Raw genomic sequence first — 21,509 nt, forward strand, 5'->3', positions numbered from 1 at the left:
GAAAAACCGCAGATCGACTCCCAAAATATCGGGCCTCATTGCTCGGCCTCTCTCCTCAAGAGTAAATGCGTTTGCCCTGTTGATGATGATGCTTAAAGAAGTCGAAGGACTATGGCATAAACAGTTCGGCAGGACACCTGAAGTCGAGGCTCTTGCGCGGTCGCGTATTGAGCTGCCAGGCAACGGCATCGAGGTCGGCTTGAGAGAATCCGGAGACGGTTGCCAACCTGCCACCTTGTCTGATCGGTATGGAGGCCTGCTCGGGTGCGCATCACTGGGCAAGACTGTTCCGACAGTTCGGGCACACCGTCAAACTGATGGCACCCAAGTTCGTGGCGCCGTACCGAATGAGCGGCAAGCGCGGCAAGAATGATGCGGCGGATGCCGCCGCGATCTGCGAAGCCGTCACCCGGCCCAATATGCGCTTCGTGCCAATCAAGGACATCGACCAGCAAGCCATCCTCTGTCTGCACCGTACCCGGTAAGGCTTCATCGAAGAGCGCACCGCCCTCTACAACCGTCTGCGCGGGTTGATCAGCGAGTTCGGTATCGTCCTGCCGCAGAAAGTCGAGCGCCTGCGCCGGGAAATCGGCGCCCGCCTCGAACAGCTACTTGCATATTCTCGACCGGATATGGCAACGACACGACCTCAAAGGCAAATTGCAAGCGCACATCGTGCGCTACGCGGACGACTTTGTCGTCATGTGTCGAAAAAGCATAGAGGAACCGATGAAAGTGGTGCGCCATGTACTGGATCGACTGGGCCTCAGCCTCAACGAAGCCAAGACCCATATCGTGAACGCCACCGAAGCAAGCTTTAACTTCCTGGATTTTACGATTCAGATGAGTCGAGGGGCGAAGGCTGGAAAGCCCTACCCGAATGTAACCGGTAACTCTGCGGCGTTCTTTCCAGCGCCGATCGTGCTGTCGACAATGTCCTCCTCGAATCACGAAACGCGGAGGAGGCCAGGATGGCCAAGGCAGGGGAAGGGTCGCGGGTGCGGCGTAGCGCGAGCGAATGGGAGGCGTTGCTGTCGCGATTTCCGGGCAGCGGTTTGAACGTTGCGACCTTCTGCAAACGCGAAGGGATCAGCGATACCAGCTTCCATCGCTGGCGCACACGTCTGGGCATCGCCCTCGACAGTCAGGACAAGGCCAGCGGCCAGCCGGCCACCTTCGTCGACGTCGGCCCTCTGAGCACAACCACGGCGACGCCCGCTCGTTTCCACCTCACCCTCGACCTCGGCGGCGGCCTGATCCTGCAGCTGGAGCGCCGCTGATGTTTTTCCCTGAAGGCCAAATCCGCGTCCAAGTCTATGGCCAGCCGGTCGACCTGCGCAAATCCTTCGACGGTCTGTACGCGATCACCCGTCATGTCCTCGGTCAGGACCCGCTGAGCGGCCAGCTCTTCGTCTTCTTCAATCGCCGTGGCACTCAGGTGAAGGTGCTCTACTGGGATCGCAGCGGCTTCTGCCTGTGGGCCAAGCGTCTCGAAGAAGGCCGTTTCGTCGCCAACTGGGATAAAGTGCGCACGTGCGAAATCGACTGGACCGGTCTGAAACTGCTCCTCGAAGGGATCGAGCCGGGACGCCGGAAGAAGCGTTATCACGCCTCTGGAGCGCCCATAAAAACGCTTCAAAACAGCGGCTTGTGTTAAAATGCACGCATGGATTCAGCACGTTACCAGACGGTTTACAACCTCGAACAAGCCGCGGCATTGTGCCCGCAAGAGGTGCTGGATCTGTGCCAGACGCTGTCTGCTGAAATCACCGCACTGAAGCAACAAATCGACTGGTTCAAGCGCCAGATCTTCGGCCAGAAAAGCGAACGACGCATCGACGTCACGCCGAGCGGCCAACTGAGTCTCGGCGAGTTCCCGACGCCCCCACCAGGTTCTGAGTCACCAGGTCGCCCCGTCGCCGCGCATACCCGTCAGCCGACCAGCAAGCGTCCCAGTGACGAAAGCGTGCCCTTCTTCGACGAGAACCGCGTCCCAGTCGAAGTCGTCGAGCTCACCGCGCCGGAAGTCGAAGGCCTCTCTCCCGAGGACTACGAGGTCATCAGCCACAAGGACAGCTATCGCCTGGCGCAACGGCCGGGTAGCTACGTGGTGATCAAGTATCGCCGGCCGGTAATCAAGCTCAAGAGTAACCAGACACTGGTCTGCGCCAACGCGCCGGCCGGTGTCATTGAGGGCAGCCGGGCCGACGTCAGCTTCGTCGCCGGACTGCTGATTGACAAATTTGCCTACCACCTGCCACTGTATCGCCAGCATCAACGCCTGGCCGATGCGGGAATCACCGTCAGCCGGCCGTGGCTGACGCAGATCGGGCAACAGGGCATCACTCTGCTCGAACCGATCTACGAGGCGCAGTTTGCCTCGATCCGCAGCTCGCGCGTCAAGGCGATGGACGAGACGCCGATCAAGGCCGGACAGGGCGCACCCGGCAAGCTGAAAGCGGCGTACTTCTGGCCGGTGTATGGCGAAGGCGACGAAATCTGTTTCCCCTTCTTCGCCAGTCGCGAGTTCAAGCACGTCGAGGCGGCCCTCGGACTGACCGCCGCCGAAGGCGCGGTGCTGTTGTCGGACGGCTATCAGGCCTACAGTCATTACGCGGCGCAGATCGGGATCACGCACGCCCAATGCTGGGCGCACACGCGTCGTAAGTTCTTTGACGCGCAAGACGCGGAACCAGAAGCGGCAGCGCAGGCACTCGCGCTCATTGGGGACCTGTATCAGGTCGAAGAGCGCATCCGCGAGCAAAAGCTCACCGGTGCAAGGAAGCGCGACTATCGTCTGGAGCATGCCAAACCGATCGTCGAGCGTTTCTTCGCCTGGGTTGGCGAACGCTTCGCGGCGCAGGGGCTGTTACCGCGCAATCCGCTGACCAGGGTGCTGGCCTACGCGCGCGATCGACGATGGGGACTGGAGGTCTTCCTCGCCGACCCGGACGTGCCGATCGACACCAATCACCTCGAACGCGCCCTGCGGGTGATTCCCATGGGGCGCCGCTCCTGGCTGTTCTGCTGGACGGAGTTCGGCGCCAGGCAGGTCGGGATCATCCAGAGCCTGATCGTTACCTGTCGGCTGCATCAGATCGACCCCTACGATTATCTCGTCGATGTCCTGCAGCGCGTCGCCGAGCACCCCGCCGACCGCGTCCATGAACTCACGCCACGGGTCTGGAAAGAACTGTTCGCTCAGAACCCGCTGCGCTCGCCTTTGTACGCGTTGCCGAAGTAGGGGCGCTCGACGCCGCGTAGTTGCCGGTTACGACGAATGTTCGACCGGCAGACAAATCGCTGAAGAAAATCAAGGCGAGACTGACGGAACTGACACAGCGGGAACTGACTGCCATCCCCTTGAGCGACATTGTGGGAAATGTGAACCGAAGCCTGAGAGGCTGGGTGAACTACTTCCACTATCGGAACTCAAGTCAGGTAATGAGCAAAGTCAGGCAGCATGCGGAAGACCGGTTGCGAACCCACTTGATGAAGCGCCACAAGGTGAAGGACAGAGGAACCGGCCTGTGCCGATTCCCGCGCCGCGATCTCTATGCGCGTTACGGGCTGTACAAAGTTTCCGGGACAGCGGGCTGGAACTCGGCGCATGCCCCGGCATGAAGAACATCGGAAAGCCGTGTGCGGGAGAACCGCATGCACGGTTTGATGAGGGAGGGCAGGCGAAAGCCTGTTCTCTACTCTACTCTTTAGTTCTGACCTCTTTTGTTGGACAGGCTACGAGTATAGCCGTACCCGCAGCCCGCTGATTTGATGTGGTTTTGCCGGCTCCGTGTCGAATGTGTTGATCATTAACGATCGGCGGCCGGCGCCGGAAGCTTGCTAGCGGTAGCGGCCAACGAACCCGGGGAGACCGGCAGCCTCGGGAGAACTGGCCAGATACCGCGCGTAGGCGATTTGATCCTTGTGGTCGCCAGGGTCTTTCTTCTTGATGTCGTCAAGGGTCATCTTCATGCTGTCTTCTTTCTTGCACGTCAATTGTTCATCAAAGATCACGCGGGTGCGGAAGAAACTGCCCCACTTGAACTCGGCAAAAATTGCGTTGTTGGGGTCTTTGATGTAGCCGAATTTCTCACGTACGACCCACGAGAGACTGCGGTAAAGGTCGTTGTCGAGGTCTTTTACATGCTTTTTCAGGGTGTCCGGATTGAACGGCCCCGCGCCCATGGCATCGAAGGGGTAGACCCAATTGTTGGTGGCCATTTCCTTCCAGAAGCGGTTCCCTTTGATCCCACTCCAGTTGCGCGTAACGACGACCGGGACATCTACGTCGCCCTTGGCGCGCCACAGGGATATGGTCAGATGGTGGTGGTCGATCAAGTAGTACTGGGCATCGTTCCCGATAATCACGGGGACAGCGCGCGGCAGCAGGTAGTTCGCCAACTGGTCGCTGTCTTTTATACTCTCTATTCTTTTCACCTTTGCGTCAACCTCGTCCATGCCTACAGCATTCTGGGTGGGACGCAGTTCACTGAGCTTGAGATACCCAATTGTGCCCTGCGGACTGTCGGGCTTTATCCCGGGGAGAAAGCCACATACGTTGTCATTTTTGTTGGCCATCGATTACTCCTGATTGGTTGAGGCAATAAAAAGAAGGTCTGGGTGTCCAGGCAGAATACGTCCGTGTCTTGAGCAACGGGGCGCTTCACAATACTAAAGCACGCGGGTCCGAGATGGCACGTCGATCAGGACAGAAAAGCCACTCCTGGCTCGGGCGTGTCAATGACTAGAGGGCCAAGAAATCCAACCGCGCCGCGAAAAGTATATGTTCCTCCAGCGGCCGTGGTCAATCGTTGATCTTGCCAGCGTGCCCTGTGCTGCGGTCAACTGTCCAGAAAGGGTATTTTTCAGTTTTTTCGTTGCTGAGTTGCCGCACCAATGATTTTTTTGGGAACAACCGGGGACAGCCCAGAATGGCACTTACTTAAGCTTTTTTGGGTGCCCATGGCGCTGGATATCCTCCCGTGCCATAGGGCGTGGTCTCATCAATAATGGGTAGGCATTGCGGCGTCGCTTGAGGGCACGAGGCTCGATGCGGCCTGGGCGATTGCCGACGGTTTGCTGGGCAATGAGGGCGAAGAGTTGGCTGGGGTGTGCGATGCCACCATGATAGGCATGAGGCGCCCAGGCGAGCCAGACTTGCACGGCATGCTTGAAGCTCAACTGACGGGGCAAGAGGCCGCTTTGTAGCGCCGCTTGAGCCATCATCAAGCGGATCAAATTGTAGGCGAGCAGATAGACCCAGATTTCCTTCACGGCCATGGCTGGCGTTTGGCAGCCCAGTTGCTCCATGCCCAAGGTGGTCTTGATGTTGCGCAGATCAAGTTCAACATGCCAGCGATCCCGATACAGGCGTTTGATGGCCTCCTTGGATGTTTGCTTTGGACACAGAAAGGTCGTGACGAGTGTCTTGCCCCCCGCCCGAAGCTCGCGAACCGTGACACTGGCCGGTGCCTGCGCGTAATCCTCCTGAGACATCCAGTCTGGCTTGATGCCTGGTTTGGATAAAACCAGCAGGTGGTCACGCTCCCCCAGTCGCTGGCCGAGGCAATAATCGGTGGTGCGTTGGCGTGATCCGTGTTGTTCAAAGACGGCATCAACCCCTCGCTCGATCAGCGCGCAGAGCAGGAAGTAGGTGGCAAAGAACGCATCGCCCACCAGCACATCGCCGCGCACCAAGGTGTCGATCTGGCGGCGCAGCAAGGACTGCTCGTCGCTGCCTTTGCCGCGACAGGCGCTGATCGCGGCATTGAGCACAGCACCGCTGCCCAGGCAGATCAGGCCGACGATCCGGCATTGCGGGAATCCCAATCCAGCCTTCTGGCTACCGGGCTGCGGGAAGTCGGCCTGATTGGCGTCAGTATCGGGCATGATCACCGTGGCCCCATCCACCAATCGTACCGGACGCCCCCGCCAGTGCCATGCCGCCGGGGCATGGGCCGTTAGCCATTGCCCGGTCTGATGGGTCAAGGTACTGACCATCGACGTCGGCACGCGTTGGCGAGCCCGGCAGTAGGCGCCGGTATGGGAGCTGCAGGGCGTGAGTCCGGCGATCAGGCGCTTGATCGCCCCTTCATTGACGGCGCGTTGGCAGGAGCGGTCGGCGCTGAGGGCTTGCGCCAAAAACATCGATAGCGTTTCAGTGGGCGGAAACAGTCGCTCTCGGTGCGGCGGCAAGGCCAACTCCACGGCATCGAAGAGTTCCGGCCCAGTCAATAGATCGAAAAACGCGTGGGCATCTACGCTGTTGGCCTTCGCCGAAATCGCGTGACGTTGCCGGGTGATGGCTTTGTGAGTAGCATGCATTGGGGCTGATTCCTCGGGTGACAGTCGGGTGTTTGGCGACTCCAACTTATCACGCGTCGATTCAGCCTGCTTTATCAATTACATCAGTATGTTGGGGCTTAAGTAAGTGCCATTCGGGACAGACCCGAATGGCACTTACTTAAGCTTTTTGAGATGTCCATTTTTCATGACGATAGCTTTGGCGAGATTACGTGGTTTGGTGAGCATTGGATAGGGTTTAGGTCGTCGTTTGACGGCGCGAGGCTCGATCCGGCCCGGTCGGTTACCGACCTGTTGTTGGGCGATTAAAACGAATAGTTCGCTGTGTATGTCGTGATGGCTGCGGCTCGCAAAGGGTGCCCAGGCGAGCCAGATTTGCACGGTATGCTTGAAGCTCAGTTGGCGCGGCAATCTGTGGGAGAGCATTGCAGCCTGAGCCATCATTAACCGAATCAGATTGTAGGCGAGGAGATAGACCCAGATTTCCTTGATCGCCATCGCAGGCGTCAGGCAACTCAGTCGTTCCATGCCGAGCGTGGTCTTGATGTTGCGCAGATCGAGTTCAACGTGCCAGCGATCCCGATAGAGCGATTTCAAGGCAGTCTTGTCGGTTTGTTTTGGGCAAAGCAATGTCGTCACCCGTGTCTTGCCACCGACCCGAAGCTCGCGTACGGTCAGACTCTCGGGGGCCTGATCGTAGTCGGCCTGAGGCATCCAGTCGGGTTTGCTGACGGGTTTTGGCAGCACGATCAGATGATCGCACTGCCCCAACTGCCGACCTCGGCAAAAATCGGTGGTGCGTTGCCGCGCGCCATTTTGTTCAAACACCGCATCAATGCACCGCTCGCGCAATGAGCAGAGGAGAAAATAGGTGGCGTAGAAGGCGTCGCCCAACAGTAAATCACCCTGCTCCAGAGAATCGAATATCGAACGCAGCAACGACTGCTCATCGCTGCCCTTGCCCCGACAGGAGCCGGTCGCGGCATTGAGGACCGCCCCGCTACCCAAACAAACGAGCCCAACGATCCGGCACTGCGGGAAACCCAGCCCCGGCTTCTGGCTCGTCGGTTGCGGGTAGACGACCTGATTGTCTGAGGTGTCGGGCATTACGACGGTCGTCCCGTCCACCAGACGGACGGGACGACCCCGCCAATGCCAAGCTGTCGGCGCCTGCGTGGCGACTCTTTGCCCCACGTGGCACGCCAGTGTACTGATCATCTTCGAAGGCAAGCGCTTTCGCGCCCGGCAATAGGCGCCCGTGTGGGTGCTGCCCGGCACCAGGCCGCCAACCAGGCATTTGACCGCACGGTCATTGACTGCCTTCTGGCAGGAACGATCGGTGCTCAGCGCTTGGGCCAGAAACATCGACAACGTCTCCGTCGGGGGATATTGCCTTTCTCGGTGGGGCGGCAGTTCAGATTCCACGGCATCGAACAATTCCGGCCCCATCAACAGGTTGAAAAACGCATAGGCGTCGCTCTGGGCAGCGTGGGCCTTGACCGTTCGGTGTTGCTGTGCGCGTGTACTGCGGATAGGATGCATTTGGGCTGGCTCATCGTGGGCGGGTTGGGTGTTTGGCGACGCCAACTTATCACGCGTCGATCCAGCCTGTTTCATCATTTGCATCAAAGAGTTGAATGTTAAGTAAGTGCCATTCGGGACAGACCCTGAGGTTTCTCCTCATGGTTTGCGACTTATTCAACGGGTTGAAGACAAATATTCACGCGGAGAATGAGGAGTAGACTCGTCGCTTTGGGTAAATCGTCAAGGGTTGCCCCCTACGTCAGAATAGTTGTCGCCTCGATAGAATCTCCCCCCAGGGCGGCGACAAAGGATGGAAATGGCAAGGTACTCAGAGAAGTTCAAAGGTAGAGCGGTAGCACGATTGTTGGCGCCGGAAAATGCAGCAGTAGATGTGGTGGCCCGTGAAGTAGGCATTGGTTCGGGAACCCTTGAGCGTTGGCGAGATGACCGGATCATTATCACGGGCACGCTGCCGGGCGTGTGCTACGCGGAAGGAATGACGAGTTTTTTGTATGCACATGGAGTTCGCGTGTTTGACTACCCGCGCTTTGCTGAACCGCTGCGGGATCGCATCCGTGAGCGGGCGCAGGAGGTACCCCTTGGGCAATGTCGCGGCAACTCAAGCGACTTCGCGTGCTCGGAATGATCAAGAAGGTGGCGCATACCTATCGTTATTACCTGACTCGTCTGGGACGCTCAGCCATCGCCGCCGCTTGCTCGCTTACCCGTTTCAACATCATCCCTGCCATGGCTGCTACCCAATGAATTCCTCGCATGATTTGTCATGACTGAAGTTGTTAGTGGCTAAAGCTGACTTTTACCTCAAACGCAATCTCTACGTCCCCGGGCCAGCCGGTTCCGACAAGGCTATGGATTTCTTCGGGAATCACCACTTCGGTCGCTAGCGCCGTTTTCGCCACGGTGCCATGGCAATCGGTGCGTAGTTCCCCGCGGTGTCGTCGGTCTGGTCCGCGCCGACTCAGCGGCAGATGTCGTTCAGTCGGCTTCGTGGGTTTGATAGCCGCGATACGAAATCCCACAGGTTTTGCCGGTAGATATCGTGGTGGCTGCCGATTGCTTCTTCCCGCGCCAGTATATTCCACAGCGGAAAGCGGTTGCCGTCCGCGACCAGAGGGTTAGGCAAGACCTTGCAGGCAAGAGCAATGGTGGCGGGATCAGCCTGCTGCGCATTGTCGCTCAATTCCAGCTGGTGCGTGCGGTAGCGTTCCATGTGCCCCATAGTGTGCGTGTTGGCAATTTTTTCCAGGCGTTCAGAGTAATCACTGCGTGGCACGTCCTGGTCGGTCCAGCCCTCGTGCTCGAAAAGCGAGTTGACCGTTCTTCCCAGAGGGAAGGCAATTCTGGTGGCACTGTCAGCTTCCGATGTGATCGATACCAGAATAGGGCGCTGGTCTTCAGCATAAGCCCAGAACGATCCCGTCGACGGGGATTGGTCTTTGGCGACCTGGAACAATGGCTCGAACCTGCTCGCCTCAAATGCCGGATTAAGGAGCAGGACCAGATCTGCGATGGGGATCGCTTTGCGAAGGGTAGCCTGGTCGCCGTGATTGGCGGTGACCAGCGAATTCAACAGTGACTCGGCGACCGAGTTGTAGACGATCAATCCGCCGAAGCTGTGCCCGATTAGCGTCAACCGGACCTCGCGACCTGACGCCGCCACGGGCTCTTTGCGTATCGCCTGGAGATGCGAAAACAGCTCCCGTACCGAGCCTCGCGCCACATGGTCCGCGGTCGCCTTGCGATCATAGAAAGTAATACCCTGGACCAACGTAGGTAGATCAAGCGGTGCACCTCGCCACCCGACGTAGATGCCAACGGCACGGCTCCCGGGTCGCCCACGGGTCAGGGCAGGCATGACCGTATCGCGGAACTTGGTGACATCGAAATCGTCGAATTGCGCCGAGTGTTTCCACCCGTGGACGAAAACGACGACTTCTAGACTCTTTTCACCCTTGGCCTGCAACAGGTTCAGTGCCGCGTTCAGCTGTTTTCGGTCGTAAAACCAACCCTGATCCGTCAGTTCAACGTACGCGATAGCGAAATCCTTGACGTGCTCTATTGAAGCTTTCTCACAGAGCTTTCGCGGATCGATTGTTGTGGCGTTAGCGCATTGTTTAAGCGCAGCATTACCTGCAGTCTCCCCAAGCTCGCAGACCTCTCCAATACAGCTTCGGTGCATGGCTACTACCGAGCAACCCGCTGCCGTCAGGGAGAGGAAAGCCACGACGCAGGCAGTCATTGATCGCATGAGATTTGCCCCTTTTTCGCTATGTTTCCGCGACCAACACAATGACCGGCAGTGGTTGTCCTCGTGAGGATAATTCCGGTTATCGCAATTTTTCGATAAAAAGAAGAACTGGCTGTTCACGTGGTCCGAAGCCGCCGGCAAACGGGCGGCGGTGATTCAGGCCCTGCTACAAGCCGCCCACCTGAACGGTGTCGACCCCCATGGCCTAACTGACTGACACGCTGGAAAAACTCCCGTCCTGGCTCAACCGCCGCATTGAGGAGATGTTGCCCATCAAAATGTTTGCCTGAGCTGCACACGGATTGGTGGATGCGCTGCTCGCTTACACTATTGCTGCTTTCGATTTGCTGATTACCGGAATTTAATCCCTTGCGGTTGTGGTTGTCCGTGAATGCAAAACACCGCTGCCCTCGAACCACGAAAAGTCGGAAGTGACACCCGACTTTAGACCCCGCACCCACCCCCTTATTGGGCTACCCGAAGCGATTGTCTTTCATGCCCAGAACGAGTTTGTCCTGCACCTTGGCGGCGGCTTCGGCCTAGGTGACGCGGCCGTTCCTATTGACGTCGAGGCCCTCGTTCTGGTCATAGGCGCGCGAGGGCTTCTGAAACAGGACGTGACTATCGAGTTGGCCCAACGCTGACGGCAAGAGCACGGCCATGTAGACATCGCCGAGATTAGGCATGGCGCGGCTGTGGACGACCGATTCGAAATGTTTTTCGACAAAATCCAGCTGTGTTACGCCGCTCATCAAGGCTAGCTTCTCAATTGTTGTGCCAAGACCGATGGCGGTGCCGGGCATGAACTGGATTAGGCCGGTGGCGCTGCTGCCGGCGGCGCTTTTCTGGGCCGGCGAGAAGGATTCACCCGTTTCAAAAGCCATCACCGCCATCAGGTGGTTTGGATCGCAGCGCAGGCGGGCTGAGATCGCGATTACCTTGTCGTTAAATTCCTGACCGTGTTTTTTCCGGGTGACCTTGCCAAAGGCGAGGGGACTGCCGACGGCGGCAGTTGGGGCAGCGACGGCAGCGGAAATGGCAGCGGCGGTTCCCGCGCCGCTGGTTGCGGCGGGGATTTCCGGGGCAATCGGGGTGTAGCCCCTGCCACCCGAAATGGCATCGTCGAAATCAAACAGCGGCAATTGGAAGCCCAGCTTGGCCGCTGACGCCGGGCCGACGATGCCATCGTCGGCGTCCGGACCAAACTGCTGGGTCTGAAAATCGATTACCGCCTGAAAGGTCGGGGGACCAAAATCGCCGTCAATCGTGAGCTTGCTACCGGTGCGCCGGTTGAGCGCGTCCTGTAGCTGGCGCACCAGCGGCCCCTGAGACCCCTGCGCAGGATCACCGTTTTGCCCACCAGACGACTGCGGATCATTGTCTGGGCCTCATCGGCGGCAAATAGCACGTATTCGGTATTTTTCTGCGCACCGAGTTTATCGGCAAAGGGCATCATGAATGTGCGGAACGGTCCGGCAGCGCTGTTGCGCACCCCCTTTTTCACCGTGCCGGCAATAGTCTGACAGCCGGCCGAGGAAAACGCCGCATCGGGGATCTTGCCATCAACCCCCATGTTAAAGGCGCAGTGGATGTTGTCGCCGAATTGGCGACCCACCTCCCAGCGGTCGAGCGTATCGAAATCGGCATCGTCGCCGGTGCGTTGGGCGGTGATCGGGCAATCCTGCAGCAAAGCCCAATGGCCGTTCGTGCCTTCGCTCCGCTTGTGCCATCCAGCGGTGTATTTCGGGTAACGGCCACGGCCCATCTGATTGACCCCGTTTCCATTGGCACTTATCCGCGCCGAAACCGTGATGCCAAAGGGTACGGTCGAGCCTGGAAAGACGGCAAGGCCGTGCCCGGGGTTCCATTGACCCAGTGTGCAGTTCATCGACTTGTAGTTCACCGTGGCGAGGAAAATCTCGTGGTGGGGGGCAAAGTCAGTGCCGCCGAAATCGACCGGGCGGCAGCCGCGCAGGCCAAAGACCACGATCTGCCCAGGCGTAACGGGAAATTGTGAGCGTTTCCAGAGCGCCAGGAGATGCGCCTCGGAGAGCATCAAGCGGCCTTCATTGCCATCGGCGGGGGTAGGCACGGCGAAGGCAGCGCTCGGAGCAGCAGTCTCGGCGGCGGTGCCGCCGGGCGTGGCCGGGGCCGCGGCGGCGCCAGTACCGGGGCCTGGGTCGGGGGATGCAGCGGAAATTGCACTGAAGTCTTCCTCGGCAGAGTCGGCAAAGATCTCGGCGATCCTTTTCTTGGTCTCGGCGACCGACAGCCCGGCAAATTCGTTTCCAGCCGCGTTCACATCGACTGCATGTTTGTCGATCCGGTTCTTGATCTCGGTGAGGCTGGCGGCTAGGCTGGCAAGACTGATCATGGCAAGCTCGTCCAGCACATCGTCAATATCGCCCGCGATGCCCTCGAGACGCTGCATTTCATCCCCGTCACCGATGGCCTTCGCGGCGGCAAAGGGCGCTTCGAGTGAGCGACGCATTGCCTTCAGTTGGTCGCGCATCTGATCTCTGTCCATGGTGTGCTCCTATGAGTAGGTTATTTATTTTGCAGCGCCCTTATGGTTTCGGCCAGTGCGCGAATTTCTACCGTGGCGTCGACCAGCCCGGCGAGATCGGCGCTAGACTCGCCCTCGGCGATGGCCAGAATTGCGCTATCCATCGCCACGATAGTGCGGTCCAGCAGGATCACCCAACCGGCGAGCAGGGCACGGTCGGCTTCGAGTTTCTTGAGGTTTTCGTTCGATACGCCGTCAGTGCCGGCAAGGCTGCTGCGGATAACATAGCTGCGCTGCATCAGTTCGAACATGTCCTTGGTGCCGTTGCGCAAGGTGACCAGCAGACTACGGATATCGGGGTAAGCGAGCACCAACTGCTGGCGAAACTCGATCCGATTAGAGATTTTCGACAACATTTCGAAAATCGGCAGGACCTTGCCAATGGCGCTGGTCAACAGCGGCGTGACCGCGAGATCGAACCCCGCGGCCCCTGCAATAGCAGAGGCGGAGCCACCAAGCGAGGTCGCGGCGGTGGACAAACGGTTGGTCAGCGCTACCGTGGCTTCGCCGGTGGCGAGACCCGACAGCGCCTGGTTGTAGTGGAGCGCCGCGCCGAGGCTGGCGCGCATCGCACCGGTGAGCGGCGGATCACCGACCTGGAGATAGTTTGCCGCCTGATTGGGGTCGAAGTCGGCAATGCCGGCTTTGGGCTTGAGCATGCGTTTGGCAACCGTGCGTTCGGCGGCGGCGAGGCGGTCGAACACTTTGGCGCCTTCGACGTATTGCGTGTCGAACGCTGCACCGTATAGCTGAAACTCCGCAACGCCGGTGGCGCAGGCAGAGAGGAGAAGAATGAAGACGATCGTGCCGACCGCTAACAGAGCTTTCATTTAATTACCCCCTCAAGTCCCTCTTCCAAAACGATCCAGTTAAGGAAGCGCTGGTTAGCTGACCGCTGACGCGCTAGCAACTGCTCTGCAGCGGCATTTTTAACAGTATCCGGGGATATTCGTCAGTCCATCCGAAAAATCCGCGGCTTTCAAGCATTCCGTGCCACCTAGCCCGAATTTTTCATAAAAGCAGGCGAATCTCGTTTAACCCATTGATATAATAGGGGTTACGCCAATAACGCTTTGTAAGAAGCCTAAACGAGACCGCCCATGGACCATTCTATCCCAACCCAGCTTCACTTTCCCGCCAGCGCCGGATTTACGATCCGGGCAGAGTTTGACGGCGGGGCGATGTCCTCCGACTTTGGCGCACTCCTGTTGCGTGGCATCGACCTGCAAATCGGCCTGATTCCCCGCCTGGTCAGCGCGATTCACGACAAACGCCACGCCTCGTACATTGACCATCCCCTGGCCGACCTGCTCCGCCAGCGGATATTCCAGACCGCCAGCGGTTACGCCGACGGTAATGACGCCAACACGCTGCGGCGCGATCCGCTGTTCAAACTGGCGGTCGGTCGTGCCCCCGCTGGACGAGGGAAATGACCTGGCCTCCGGCCCCACGCTCTCCCGGCTCGAAAACAGCGTATCGCGCAAAGACATTTACCGCCTGGCCAAAAGCTTCGTCGACGCCTTCATCGCCAGCTACGCCCAAGCGCCTGCCGTGATCGTGCTCGATATGGATCACTCGGAGGATGCCACTCACGGGCAGCAGGAACTGGCGTTCTATAACCCCCACTACGGGAATCACTGCTACCTGCCGCTGTTTCTCTTCGAAGGACTTTCCGGGAAGTTCATTACTGCCGTCCTGCGTCCGGGCAAACGCCCGACTGGCAAGGAGAACGCGGCCATCATCAAGCGCGTGCTGCGCTTGCTCCGCCAGGCTTGGCCCGAGACCCACATCATTCTGCGCGGGGATGGCCACTTCTCGAATCCCGAACTGATGGCCTTGTGCGCGTCCGATCCGCATCTGGACTTCCTCTTCGGCCTGGCCGGCAACCAGGTGCTCTCGCCCAAGGCCGAGCCGCTGCTGAAGAAAGCCCGTGCGCTGCACCAGACACACAGCGCCAACGCCCAGCGCCTGGGGAACGCCGAGCCTGCGGCGACACGACTGTACGACGATATCGAGTATCAGGCGGGCTCGTGGCCCAAGGCTTACCGCGTGGTGGTCAAGGCCGAGGTGATGGCCTTGGGTGACAACCCGCGGTACGTGGTGACCTCGCTGTCCGACCCGACGCCTGATGTGCTTTACAAAGAGCTGTACTGTGCTCGAGGGCAGGACGAGAACTTCATCAAGGCGGTGAAGAACGACTTGGCCAGTGACCGGACCTCCGATCATGCCTTCCTCGCCAATCACCTGCGGCTGTTCTATTCGTGTGCGGCGTATGGGTTGATTCACGGCTTGCGCGAGAACACGCTGGTGCATACGGAACTGGCCAAGGCGCAACCGCTGTCGATTATCCTGAAACTCTTTAAGTTGGCGGTGCGCGTGGTGCAGTACAAGGATCGGATCAAGCTGTCCTTGCCTACGTCGTGTCCGATGAAGGGGGTGCTGGCGCGGGTGACCGAGTTGCTTTACCTCGTCCCGCGCCCGCCGGCACCGGCCTGATCGACTCGGCGACGCCGTCTCATGCTACCGACTCGAATCCGCTTGAGCGGAGGTCAGGTCTCGCCAGCGCTCTGTCCAGGGATCGATGGCGGCAGGGTGTGATGCCCAAAAGTTGGGGTATTTGGCCGATCGTGGCGGGTTGGCAGCAAAATTCGCAGCAAGCTGACTCGCATCACGGCTGGAATGGCACGACATTGACATCGCGCGGCGGGTTTATGAAACATCCGGGCTAGGGTGTGTTGACAATCACTCCGATAGATGACCATGGCATTGATCGGCGAAATCCTCGTTTACAGTCAATGAGTTACAAGGAGGCTGTTCACAGAGGTTGATATAGGTTCATATCCTGACTTTTGGGTGGCGTCAGGATGATGGTACGTTTGTGGTTGCGTGATGATCAGTTTGAGCGGATAGCGTCCCTGTTGCCGGGTAAAGCCAGCGACCCGGGGTGCACGGCGGCCGATAATCGACAGTTCGTTGAAGCGGTTTTGTGGATTGCTCGCACGGGTAGTCCGTGGCGTGACCTGCCATGCCCATTCGGGCCGTGGAATAGTGTCTATCAACGATTTGCTCGCTGGTCGCGGTGTGGTGTCTGGCATCGCATCTTCACCCAGTTGGCGCAGGACGCAGATTTCGAAGAGGTGTTCATCGACAGCACCATCGTTCGCGCCCATCAACATGCCGCCGGTGCACCAAAAAAAACGGTGGCCAGGCGCTTGGGCGATCACGGGGCGGACTGAGCACCAAGATTCACGCCCTGGTTGAAGGCTTGGGGTCACTCGCCCGCTTTCGTCTCACCGGTGGAGAAGCCGGTGACAGCCCTCAAGCGCTGCCCCTGTTGGGCGATCTGTTGCCCGACTCGCTGAGTGCGGACAAAGCCTACGACACAGACGCGATCATCGAGCATCTTGCTGCGAATGAGATTCAAGCGGTCATTCCTCCCAAAAGCAATCGTATTGTCCAGCGTAGTTTCGATCAGCACCTTTACAAAAATCGCAACCTGGTAGAACGCTTCTTCTGCCGGATCAAGCAGTTCCGACGCATCGCCACGCGCTATGACAAACTCGCCGAACGCTTCGCTTCCTTCGTCGCCCTCGCCGCAGCTTTCATCTGGCTCACGTGATTGTCAACACACCCTAGTCACCTACCCCGAATTTTTCATAAAAGCAGGCGAATCTCGTTTAACCCATTGATATAATAGGGGTTACGCCAATAACGCTTCGTAAGAAGCCTAAACGAGACCGCCTATGGACTATTCTATCCCAACCCAGCTTCACTTTCCCGCCAGCGCCGGATTTACGATCCGGGCAGAGTTTGACGGCGGGGCGATGTCCTCCGACTTTGGCGCACTCCTGTTGCGTGGCATCGACCTGCAAATCGGCCTGATTCCCCGCCTGGTCAGCGCGATTCACGACAAACGCCACGCCTCGTACATTGACCATCCGCTGGCCGACCTGCTTCGTCAGCGGATATTCCAGACCGCCAGCGGCTACGCCGACGGTAATGACGCCAACACGCTGCGGCGCGATCCGCTGTTCAAACTGGCGGTCGGTCGTGCCCCGCTGGACGAGGGAAATGACCTGGCCTCCGGCCCCACGCTCTCCCGGCTCGAAAACAGCGTATCGCGCAAAGACATTTACCGCCTGGCCAAAAGCTTCGTCGACGCCTTCATCGCCAGCTACGCCCAAGCGCCTGCCGTGATCGTGCTCGATATGGATCACTCGGAGGATGCCACTCACGGGCAGCAGGAACTGGCGTTCTATAACCCCCACTACGGGAATCACTGCTACCTGCCGCTGTTTCTCTTCGAAGGACTTTCCGGGAAGTTCATTACTGCCGTCCTGCGTCCGGGCAAACGCCCGACTGGCAAGGAGAACGCGGCCATCATCAAGCGCGTGCTGCGCTTGCTCCGCCAGGCTTGGCCCGAGACCCACATCATTCTGCGCGGGGATGGCCACTTCTCGAATCCCGAACTGATGGCCTTGTGCGCGTCCGATCCGCATCTGGACTTCCTCTTCGGCCTGGCCGGCAACCAGGTGCTCTCGCCCAAGGCCGAGCCGCTGCTGAAGAAAGCCCGTGCGCTGCACCAGACACACAGCGCCAACGCCCAGCGCCTGGGGAACGCCGAGCCTGCGGCGACACGACTGTACGACGATATCGAGTATCAGGCGGGCTCGTGGCCCAAGGCTTACCGCGTGGTGGTCAAGGCCGAGGTGATGGCCTTGGGTGACAACCCGCGGTACGTGGTGACCTCGCTGTCCGACCCGACGCCTGATGTGCTTTACAAAGAGCTGTACTGTGCTCGAGGGCAGGACGAGAACTTCATCAAGGCGGTGAAGAACGACTTGGCCAGTGACCGGACCTCCGATCATGCCTTCCTCGCCAATCACCTGCGGCTGTTCTATTCGTGTGCGGCGTATGGGTTGATTCACGGCTTGCGCGAGAACACGCTGGTGCATACGGAACTGGCCAAGGCGCAACCGCTGTCGATTATCCTGAAACTCTTTAAGTTGGCGGTGCGCGTGGTGCAGTACAAGGATCGGATCAAGCTGTCCTTGCCTACGTCGTGTCCGATGAAGGGGTGCTGGCGCGGGTGACCGAGTTGCTTTACCTCGTCCCGCGCCCGCCGGCACCGGCCTGATCGACTCGGCGACGCCGTCTCATGCTACCGACTCGAATCCGCTTGAGCGGAGGTCAGGTCTCGCCAGCGCTCTGTCCAGGGATCGATGGCGGCAGGGTGTGATGCCCAAAAGTTGGGGTATTTGGCCGATCGTGGCGGGTTGGCAGCAAAATTCGCAGCAAGCTGACTCGCATCACGGCTGGAATGGCACGACATTGACATCGCGCGGCGGGTTTATGAAACATCCGGGCTACCACGGCTCAGTATAGGAAATCGCTGAGAATATTCAAGGGAAATTGGTATCCCTTTGACCCAAGTTACGGCGTACGGTCATGGATGATGTCGCGGTAGGGGACTGGCTGGAGGTCTACGGCGAACTGGGCCAGGCGATGGAGCAGCACGCCGCGGGCACGCGAAGTGCGGCAGTTGAAGCGGAAGGTAACTCGTCCGGGTAGTAGTCGAGATGACGTTTCTGAATACCGCCCTGAAACGTGTCCATGAGCCAACGCTTGAGCAGTGAGGCGGCGTTATGGACGCGTGGCATCAATTCGTGCGCCGGCTCGGGCGAAGTGCCGATCACGGTGACGCGGTGCGGGAAGCCAGTAGCCTTGAGTCCATTGTAGCCCTTCCAACCATCGGTATGGATCGTCGTACCCGGCATGACCGTCTCGCGGGCGAAGGCCATCAGCATCGCCGCCGATGCCTCCTCGATGCGCCTCATGCGGATGTGCCCGATGGCGCGGCCGCGCTTCTCCGCCGCGATCACGACCAGCTGTTAGCGGTGCTCAGTTTTCGTAGAAATTTGGCGGCGTTAAATTTTCAGGCATGTTGTGTGCTTTCTCGCTGAGGTGCCGAGTTGCCCCGGAGCCGGGTCAAGTGCAGGCTGTGGCCTTATACAGACTGGCGAAGCGCACCCTTGACGCGGTGGAGGGGCGATACGCTTGAGGGTGGCAGTAAGTGCAGCAGTTTTGCGCTTACTGCCATAAAGGCCAGCAGTTTCGCCGCCATAATTCTACGGATTTACGCCGCCGGCAACACCAGCGCCTTGTCCTCGATGTCGCGGCCCTTTCGACCCTCTTCCGGGCCGCCGATGATCGTCTCGTCAATCTCAACTTCACCGCTCAAGAGGTTACGGGCGACCCGCTTGCTCCGCACTCGTCTTAGCGTGCTGCACCACGGCCTCGGTTTCGCTCTCGAAGAGCTTCCCCGCGTCCTTGAGCAGAACGCCGCGCTTGAACAGGTACCGACCAAATGCTCCGTCCGGAAACATCGAGGTCAAATACCCCTTGAAGATCACCCGGTCGAAGCCTTCAACAACGCCGAGGATTGCTTCTTTGTGCCTTTCGAGGAAAATGTCCATGTCGCCTCCGTCACCGTGCGGTGGTCTACCTCCCTACGTGAGGTTGAGGATATTGTCCTCGCAAATTCAATCCGGCGGTACGTGAGGCGACACCTTCATTTGGTTGCGGCCAGCGACCGCGCTATGAGATGGGTAAGTATGACGTCGCCCTCATCAAAGGCCGGACTTGGCTGCTGCCCGACCAGCGACGCCTTAAGCTCACTGACCGGTCCGGTCCGACTTTAAACCTGCCGCTAAGGCGTCCACATTGCCTTGGCGTAACGAACGGCCGGCCGAAATGCACGCGGGCTGTCGTCGGGAATCTCTTACGCAGCAGAACACCAGCTTTCCTTCGCGGGCGTTTTGGGTGGAAAGATGCGGCTGACGCCTCGCTTCTTTGGTCAGACAGGCCGTTCGCGAGGAGCATGCGGGCGACGCGTTTCGGCTATTTCTCTGCCAAGTACTGACGCGCATCGTCAGTCGAAAGAAGACCGCGCTCGGCACGGTTTCTCGCGCTGGCCGCATAGACATCGGCTCGCGCATGGGTAATGCCAAGCGGCTCGAACCCGTTCGCCGGATTGAACGCCATCTGGTTGATCATCCGCTCATCGGCTTCTGACGGGATCGAAGAGAGCTCAAGTTCCCCAATGACGATGGGTACGGCGCGCCATGCCCTGGATGCATCATTCACCGGCGTATTTTCCTCATCAAGGTAGAGTTGCACGCTTAACCGCCACCTGATCGGGCCACCGGTCAAGCGGGCCAGGAGTTCCTCGCGCAGACAGTCCGGGCCATCGTGAACGAAGCCGTTCAACGGCAAGGTGTCCTGGTGCGGGTGGAGCGAGTACTTGAACGCCGCCTCGCCCAGCCTGACGACCGAGCCCCAATAGCTTTCCAGTGCCAGGCTGCGCACCGAGTGCAAACGAACCTCTTGCACGAGCACCGCGCCAATTCTGGTAAGTTCGCCGACTGTAAGCTGACCGTCACTCAACTCGTTGATCAGCGCCTCGAAGGCGCCGCTTGTACCGCTCTCTATCTTCTTGACCAGCAGGTCTGCGACGGCCATGAACTGTCTGGCATCTTTTGCATGCGATCTTCCTCCCTCGTTGGTCGCCAGGATGTCTGTCTCGGTACCTGCCGGGGAGAAGAACTTCAGCGCGACCCCACGGACATCGGCCATCTGGTCGGAGAATGGGCACGGCTGCCCGTTCGAGAAGCGACAAGCGACGGGAAGAGTGAACGGCGCTATCAACGGGCCGCTTCTGAGCGCAGCGGGAACCGCCTCGAATAAACGCAGGGTACCAGGTGCGCCGAGCAGTTGTTTCTGATGCTGGCCGCGATCGATATGGCCTCCCAAGCCAGAAGCGGCGACCGTCGCGACCCGTCTCTGCTGCTCGCCGATCTTCAAGACCAGCGCTGCCAGGGTGGCCGGCGTATCGGGCAAATCCGTCCATCCACGGCCGGTAACGGATGATTCATCCCCTGTCTTGTTCAATTCATCTGCTGACATCAGTCGGCTCCTTTTCGATTCACGCTCTCTTCGCACGCATGCGGTGTTGACAAGATGACCCGCACATCCTTCGAGCGGGCGTCGCATCGTCGACCTGGGGTTCGGGGAGCAATGGAACCGGGAACTGGTTTAAGGTGTTCACTTATCAGAACGGTCGAGATGACGGTACGGATTAGCCGGGGCCGGGAATCCAGCTTTCTGCATACGATACTCGTAATCCGCCCAGGCTTGTCGGCTTTGTTGGATGCTCGTCCCCCGCAGGGAGATTTCAATGGGTGGTTCGGCTAGGCGGCGACGTAGCCGCAGGCGCGGGTCGGCGTCGCTTACGCGCGTGGACAGATCTGCCAACCGCTTGGTCCTGGCCAGTTCCTCCAGGTCATGGGCTATGCGCCGGAGTACCCGGATCACACGGCCCCGGTCAACGCCGACGTAACAGGTCTCTGGCAAGTCATCGTCCGGTCGGAGGTTCACTGCCGGCGTTTCTCCTGCAGCGAGAGATTCCAGCCAGCCAACGCATGAGATCAGCATCGTTGCTTCCTCTGTGAGTCGGTCTGCGACCTGTTCCTCTGCGTCAGGAAGAGAATCCTCTGGAGCGGGCCATCCCGCCTCCCGAAGCATCGATAAGGCGTATTCCACACAATCCACCTGCGGGCTGGTGACAAGCTGATGAACACGGGTTGGACCCAAGCCCACCTGTTGGGCGATATCTCGGACGGAAAGTCCTTGTCGATGAGCCGACACGATGGCCCAGACGCGTTCGAGTTCGGCCATCTCCAGCTGGAAGGAGGCTCGTGCAAGTCGAGTACGAATACGCGCCCAGCGTTGAAATTCTTCTCTGGACTTCGGGATCATCTTTTTGTCTTACCCTGAGGTGTTCAT

The 21,509-nt window shown here is 59.1% G+C and carries 18 protein-coding genes and 3 pseudogenes; 10 read left to right on the forward strand and 11 right to left on the reverse strand.

Annotated features, from left to right (window positions below):
* Positions 1-116: 116 nt before the first annotated feature.
* The 6 genes and pseudogenes from IPP03_01555 (at position 117) to IPP03_01580 (ending at position 3,624) form a co-directional block, all read left to right on the forward strand.
* A pseudogene (locus tag IPP03_01555) lies at positions 117-638 on the forward strand (IS110 family transposase).
* Positions 613-1,059, forward strand: coding sequence for a hypothetical protein (locus IPP03_01560; protein ID MBL0351442.1), 447 nt, complete (start codon positions 613-615; stop codon positions 1,057-1,059). The pseudogene IPP03_01555 and the gene IPP03_01560 overlap by 26 nt, the downstream one beginning before the upstream one ends.
* Positions 972-1,280 (forward strand): IS66 family insertion sequence element accessory protein TnpB, encoded by a 309-nt coding sequence (locus IPP03_01565; GenBank protein MBL0351443.1) that lies wholly within the window; start codon positions 972-974, stop codon positions 1,278-1,280. The genes IPP03_01560 and IPP03_01565 overlap by 88 nt, the downstream gene beginning before the upstream one ends.
* Positions 1,280-1,657 (forward strand): IS66 family insertion sequence element accessory protein TnpB, encoded by a 378-nt coding sequence (gene tnpB, locus IPP03_01570; protein MBL0351444.1) that lies wholly within the window; start codon positions 1,280-1,282, stop codon positions 1,655-1,657. Before IPP03_01565 ends, tnpB begins: the two co-directional genes overlap by 1 nt.
* 9 nt (positions 1,658-1,666) lie before the next feature.
* Positions 1,667-3,244 (forward strand): IS66 family transposase, encoded by a 1,578-nt coding sequence (locus IPP03_01575; protein MBL0351445.1) that lies wholly within the window; start codon positions 1,667-1,669, stop codon positions 3,242-3,244.
* Between the two features lie 20 nt (positions 3,245-3,264).
* Positions 3,265-3,624: a hypothetical protein gene (locus IPP03_01580; GenBank protein MBL0351446.1), complete on the forward strand. Its 360-nt coding sequence runs from the start codon at positions 3,265-3,267 to the stop codon at positions 3,622-3,624.
* A gap of 219 nt (positions 3,625-3,843) precedes the next feature.
* On the opposite strand, the gene IPP03_01585 is transcribed toward IPP03_01580, so the two are convergent.
* The 3 genes from IPP03_01585 to IPP03_01595 all read right to left on the reverse strand — a co-directional run bounded on the left by IPP03_01585 (position 3,844) and on the right by IPP03_01595 (position 7,848).
* Positions 3,844-4,581 carry a ParB/Srx family N-terminal domain-containing protein gene (locus tag IPP03_01585; GenBank protein MBL0351447.1) on the reverse strand — a complete coding sequence of 246 codons (738 nt, stop codon included), beginning with the start codon at positions 4,579-4,581 and terminating at the stop codon, positions 3,844-3,846.
* A gap of 360 nt (positions 4,582-4,941) precedes the next feature.
* Positions 4,942-6,327 (reverse strand): IS4 family transposase, encoded by a 1,386-nt coding sequence (locus tag IPP03_01590; protein MBL0351448.1) that lies wholly within the window; start codon positions 6,325-6,327, stop codon positions 4,942-4,944.
* A gap of 135 nt (positions 6,328-6,462) precedes the next feature.
* Positions 6,463-7,848, reverse strand: a complete 1,386-nt coding sequence (locus IPP03_01595) for an IS4 family transposase (GenBank protein ID MBL0351449.1) — start codon at positions 7,846-7,848, stop codon at positions 6,463-6,465.
* Between the two features lie 298 nt (positions 7,849-8,146).
* Here IPP03_01595 and IPP03_01600 point away from each other — a divergent pair, with 298 nt between their 5' ends.
* On the forward strand, positions 8,147-8,476 hold the full coding sequence (locus tag IPP03_01600; GenBank protein ID MBL0351450.1) for a transposase: 330 nt from the start codon (positions 8,147-8,149) through the stop codon (positions 8,474-8,476).
* A 333-nt stretch (positions 8,477-8,809) separates the two neighbouring features.
* Here IPP03_01600 and IPP03_01605 read toward each other — a convergent pair whose 3' ends face one another.
* The 4 genes from IPP03_01605 to IPP03_01620 all read right to left on the reverse strand — a co-directional run bounded on the left by IPP03_01605 (position 8,810) and on the right by IPP03_01620 (position 13,495).
* Positions 8,810-10,075, reverse strand: a complete 1,266-nt coding sequence (locus IPP03_01605; protein ID MBL0351451.1) for an alpha/beta hydrolase — start codon at positions 10,073-10,075, stop codon at positions 8,810-8,812.
* A gap of 563 nt (positions 10,076-10,638) precedes the next feature.
* On the reverse strand, positions 10,639-11,415 hold the full coding sequence (locus IPP03_01610; GenBank protein MBL0351452.1) for a peptidoglycan-binding protein: 777 nt from the start codon (positions 11,413-11,415) through the stop codon (positions 10,639-10,641).
* On the reverse strand, positions 11,325-12,611 hold the full coding sequence (locus IPP03_01615; protein ID MBL0351453.1) for a hypothetical protein: 1,287 nt from the start codon (positions 12,609-12,611) through the stop codon (positions 11,325-11,327). The genes IPP03_01610 and IPP03_01615 overlap by 91 nt, the downstream gene beginning before the upstream one ends.
* 35 nt (positions 12,612-12,646) lie before the next feature.
* A complete protein-coding gene (locus IPP03_01620; protein MBL0351454.1) occupies positions 12,647-13,495 on the reverse strand; it encodes a hypothetical protein in 849 nt (282 codons plus the stop codon).
* Positions 13,496-13,765: 270 nt separating this feature from the next.
* On the opposite strand from IPP03_01620, the pseudogene IPP03_01625 reads away from it, so the two are divergent.
* From IPP03_01625 to IPP03_01635, 3 genes and pseudogenes are all read left to right on the forward strand, one after another.
* Positions 13,766-15,161: pseudogene (locus IPP03_01625) on the forward strand (IS1380 family transposase).
* A 371-nt stretch (positions 15,162-15,532) separates the two neighbouring features.
* Positions 15,533-16,284, forward strand: a protein-coding gene (locus IPP03_01630) for an IS5 family transposase (protein ID MBL0351455.1) whose coding sequence is annotated in 2 segments (ribosomal slippage) — positions 15,533-15,854 and positions 15,854-16,284 — 753 coding nt in all. Because the reading frame shifts where the segments join, the coding sequence is not laid out codon by codon here.
* A gap of 124 nt (positions 16,285-16,408) precedes the next feature.
* Positions 16,409-17,802 (forward strand): annotated as a pseudogene (locus tag IPP03_01635) (IS1380 family transposase).
* A 346-nt stretch (positions 17,803-18,148) separates the two neighbouring features.
* Here the strand turns inward: IPP03_01635 and IPP03_01640 are convergent.
* The 4 genes from IPP03_01640 to IPP03_01655 all read right to left on the reverse strand — a co-directional run bounded on the left by IPP03_01640 (position 18,149) and on the right by IPP03_01655 (position 21,482).
* Positions 18,149-18,547: a transposase gene (locus IPP03_01640; protein MBL0351456.1), complete on the reverse strand. Its 399-nt coding sequence runs from the start codon at positions 18,545-18,547 to the stop codon at positions 18,149-18,151.
* A gap of 363 nt (positions 18,548-18,910) precedes the next feature.
* Positions 18,911-19,141, reverse strand: a complete 231-nt coding sequence (locus tag IPP03_01645) for a hypothetical protein (protein MBL0351457.1) — start codon at positions 19,139-19,141, stop codon at positions 18,911-18,913.
* Positions 19,142-19,565: 424 nt separating this feature from the next.
* Positions 19,566-20,630, reverse strand: coding sequence for a catalase (locus tag IPP03_01650; GenBank protein ID MBL0351458.1), 1,065 nt, complete (start codon positions 20,628-20,630; stop codon positions 19,566-19,568).
* Positions 20,631-20,768: 138 nt separating this feature from the next.
* Positions 20,769-21,482 (reverse strand): hypothetical protein, encoded by a 714-nt coding sequence (locus tag IPP03_01655; protein MBL0351459.1) that lies wholly within the window; start codon positions 21,480-21,482, stop codon positions 20,769-20,771.
* Between the last annotated feature and the right edge of the window lie 27 nt (positions 21,483-21,509).

Origin of the sequence: Candidatus Dechloromonas phosphoritropha (assembly GCA_016722705.1) — a bacterium.
GTDB classification, from domain to species: domain Bacteria; phylum Pseudomonadota; class Gammaproteobacteria; order Burkholderiales; family Rhodocyclaceae; genus Azonexus; species Azonexus phosphoritrophus.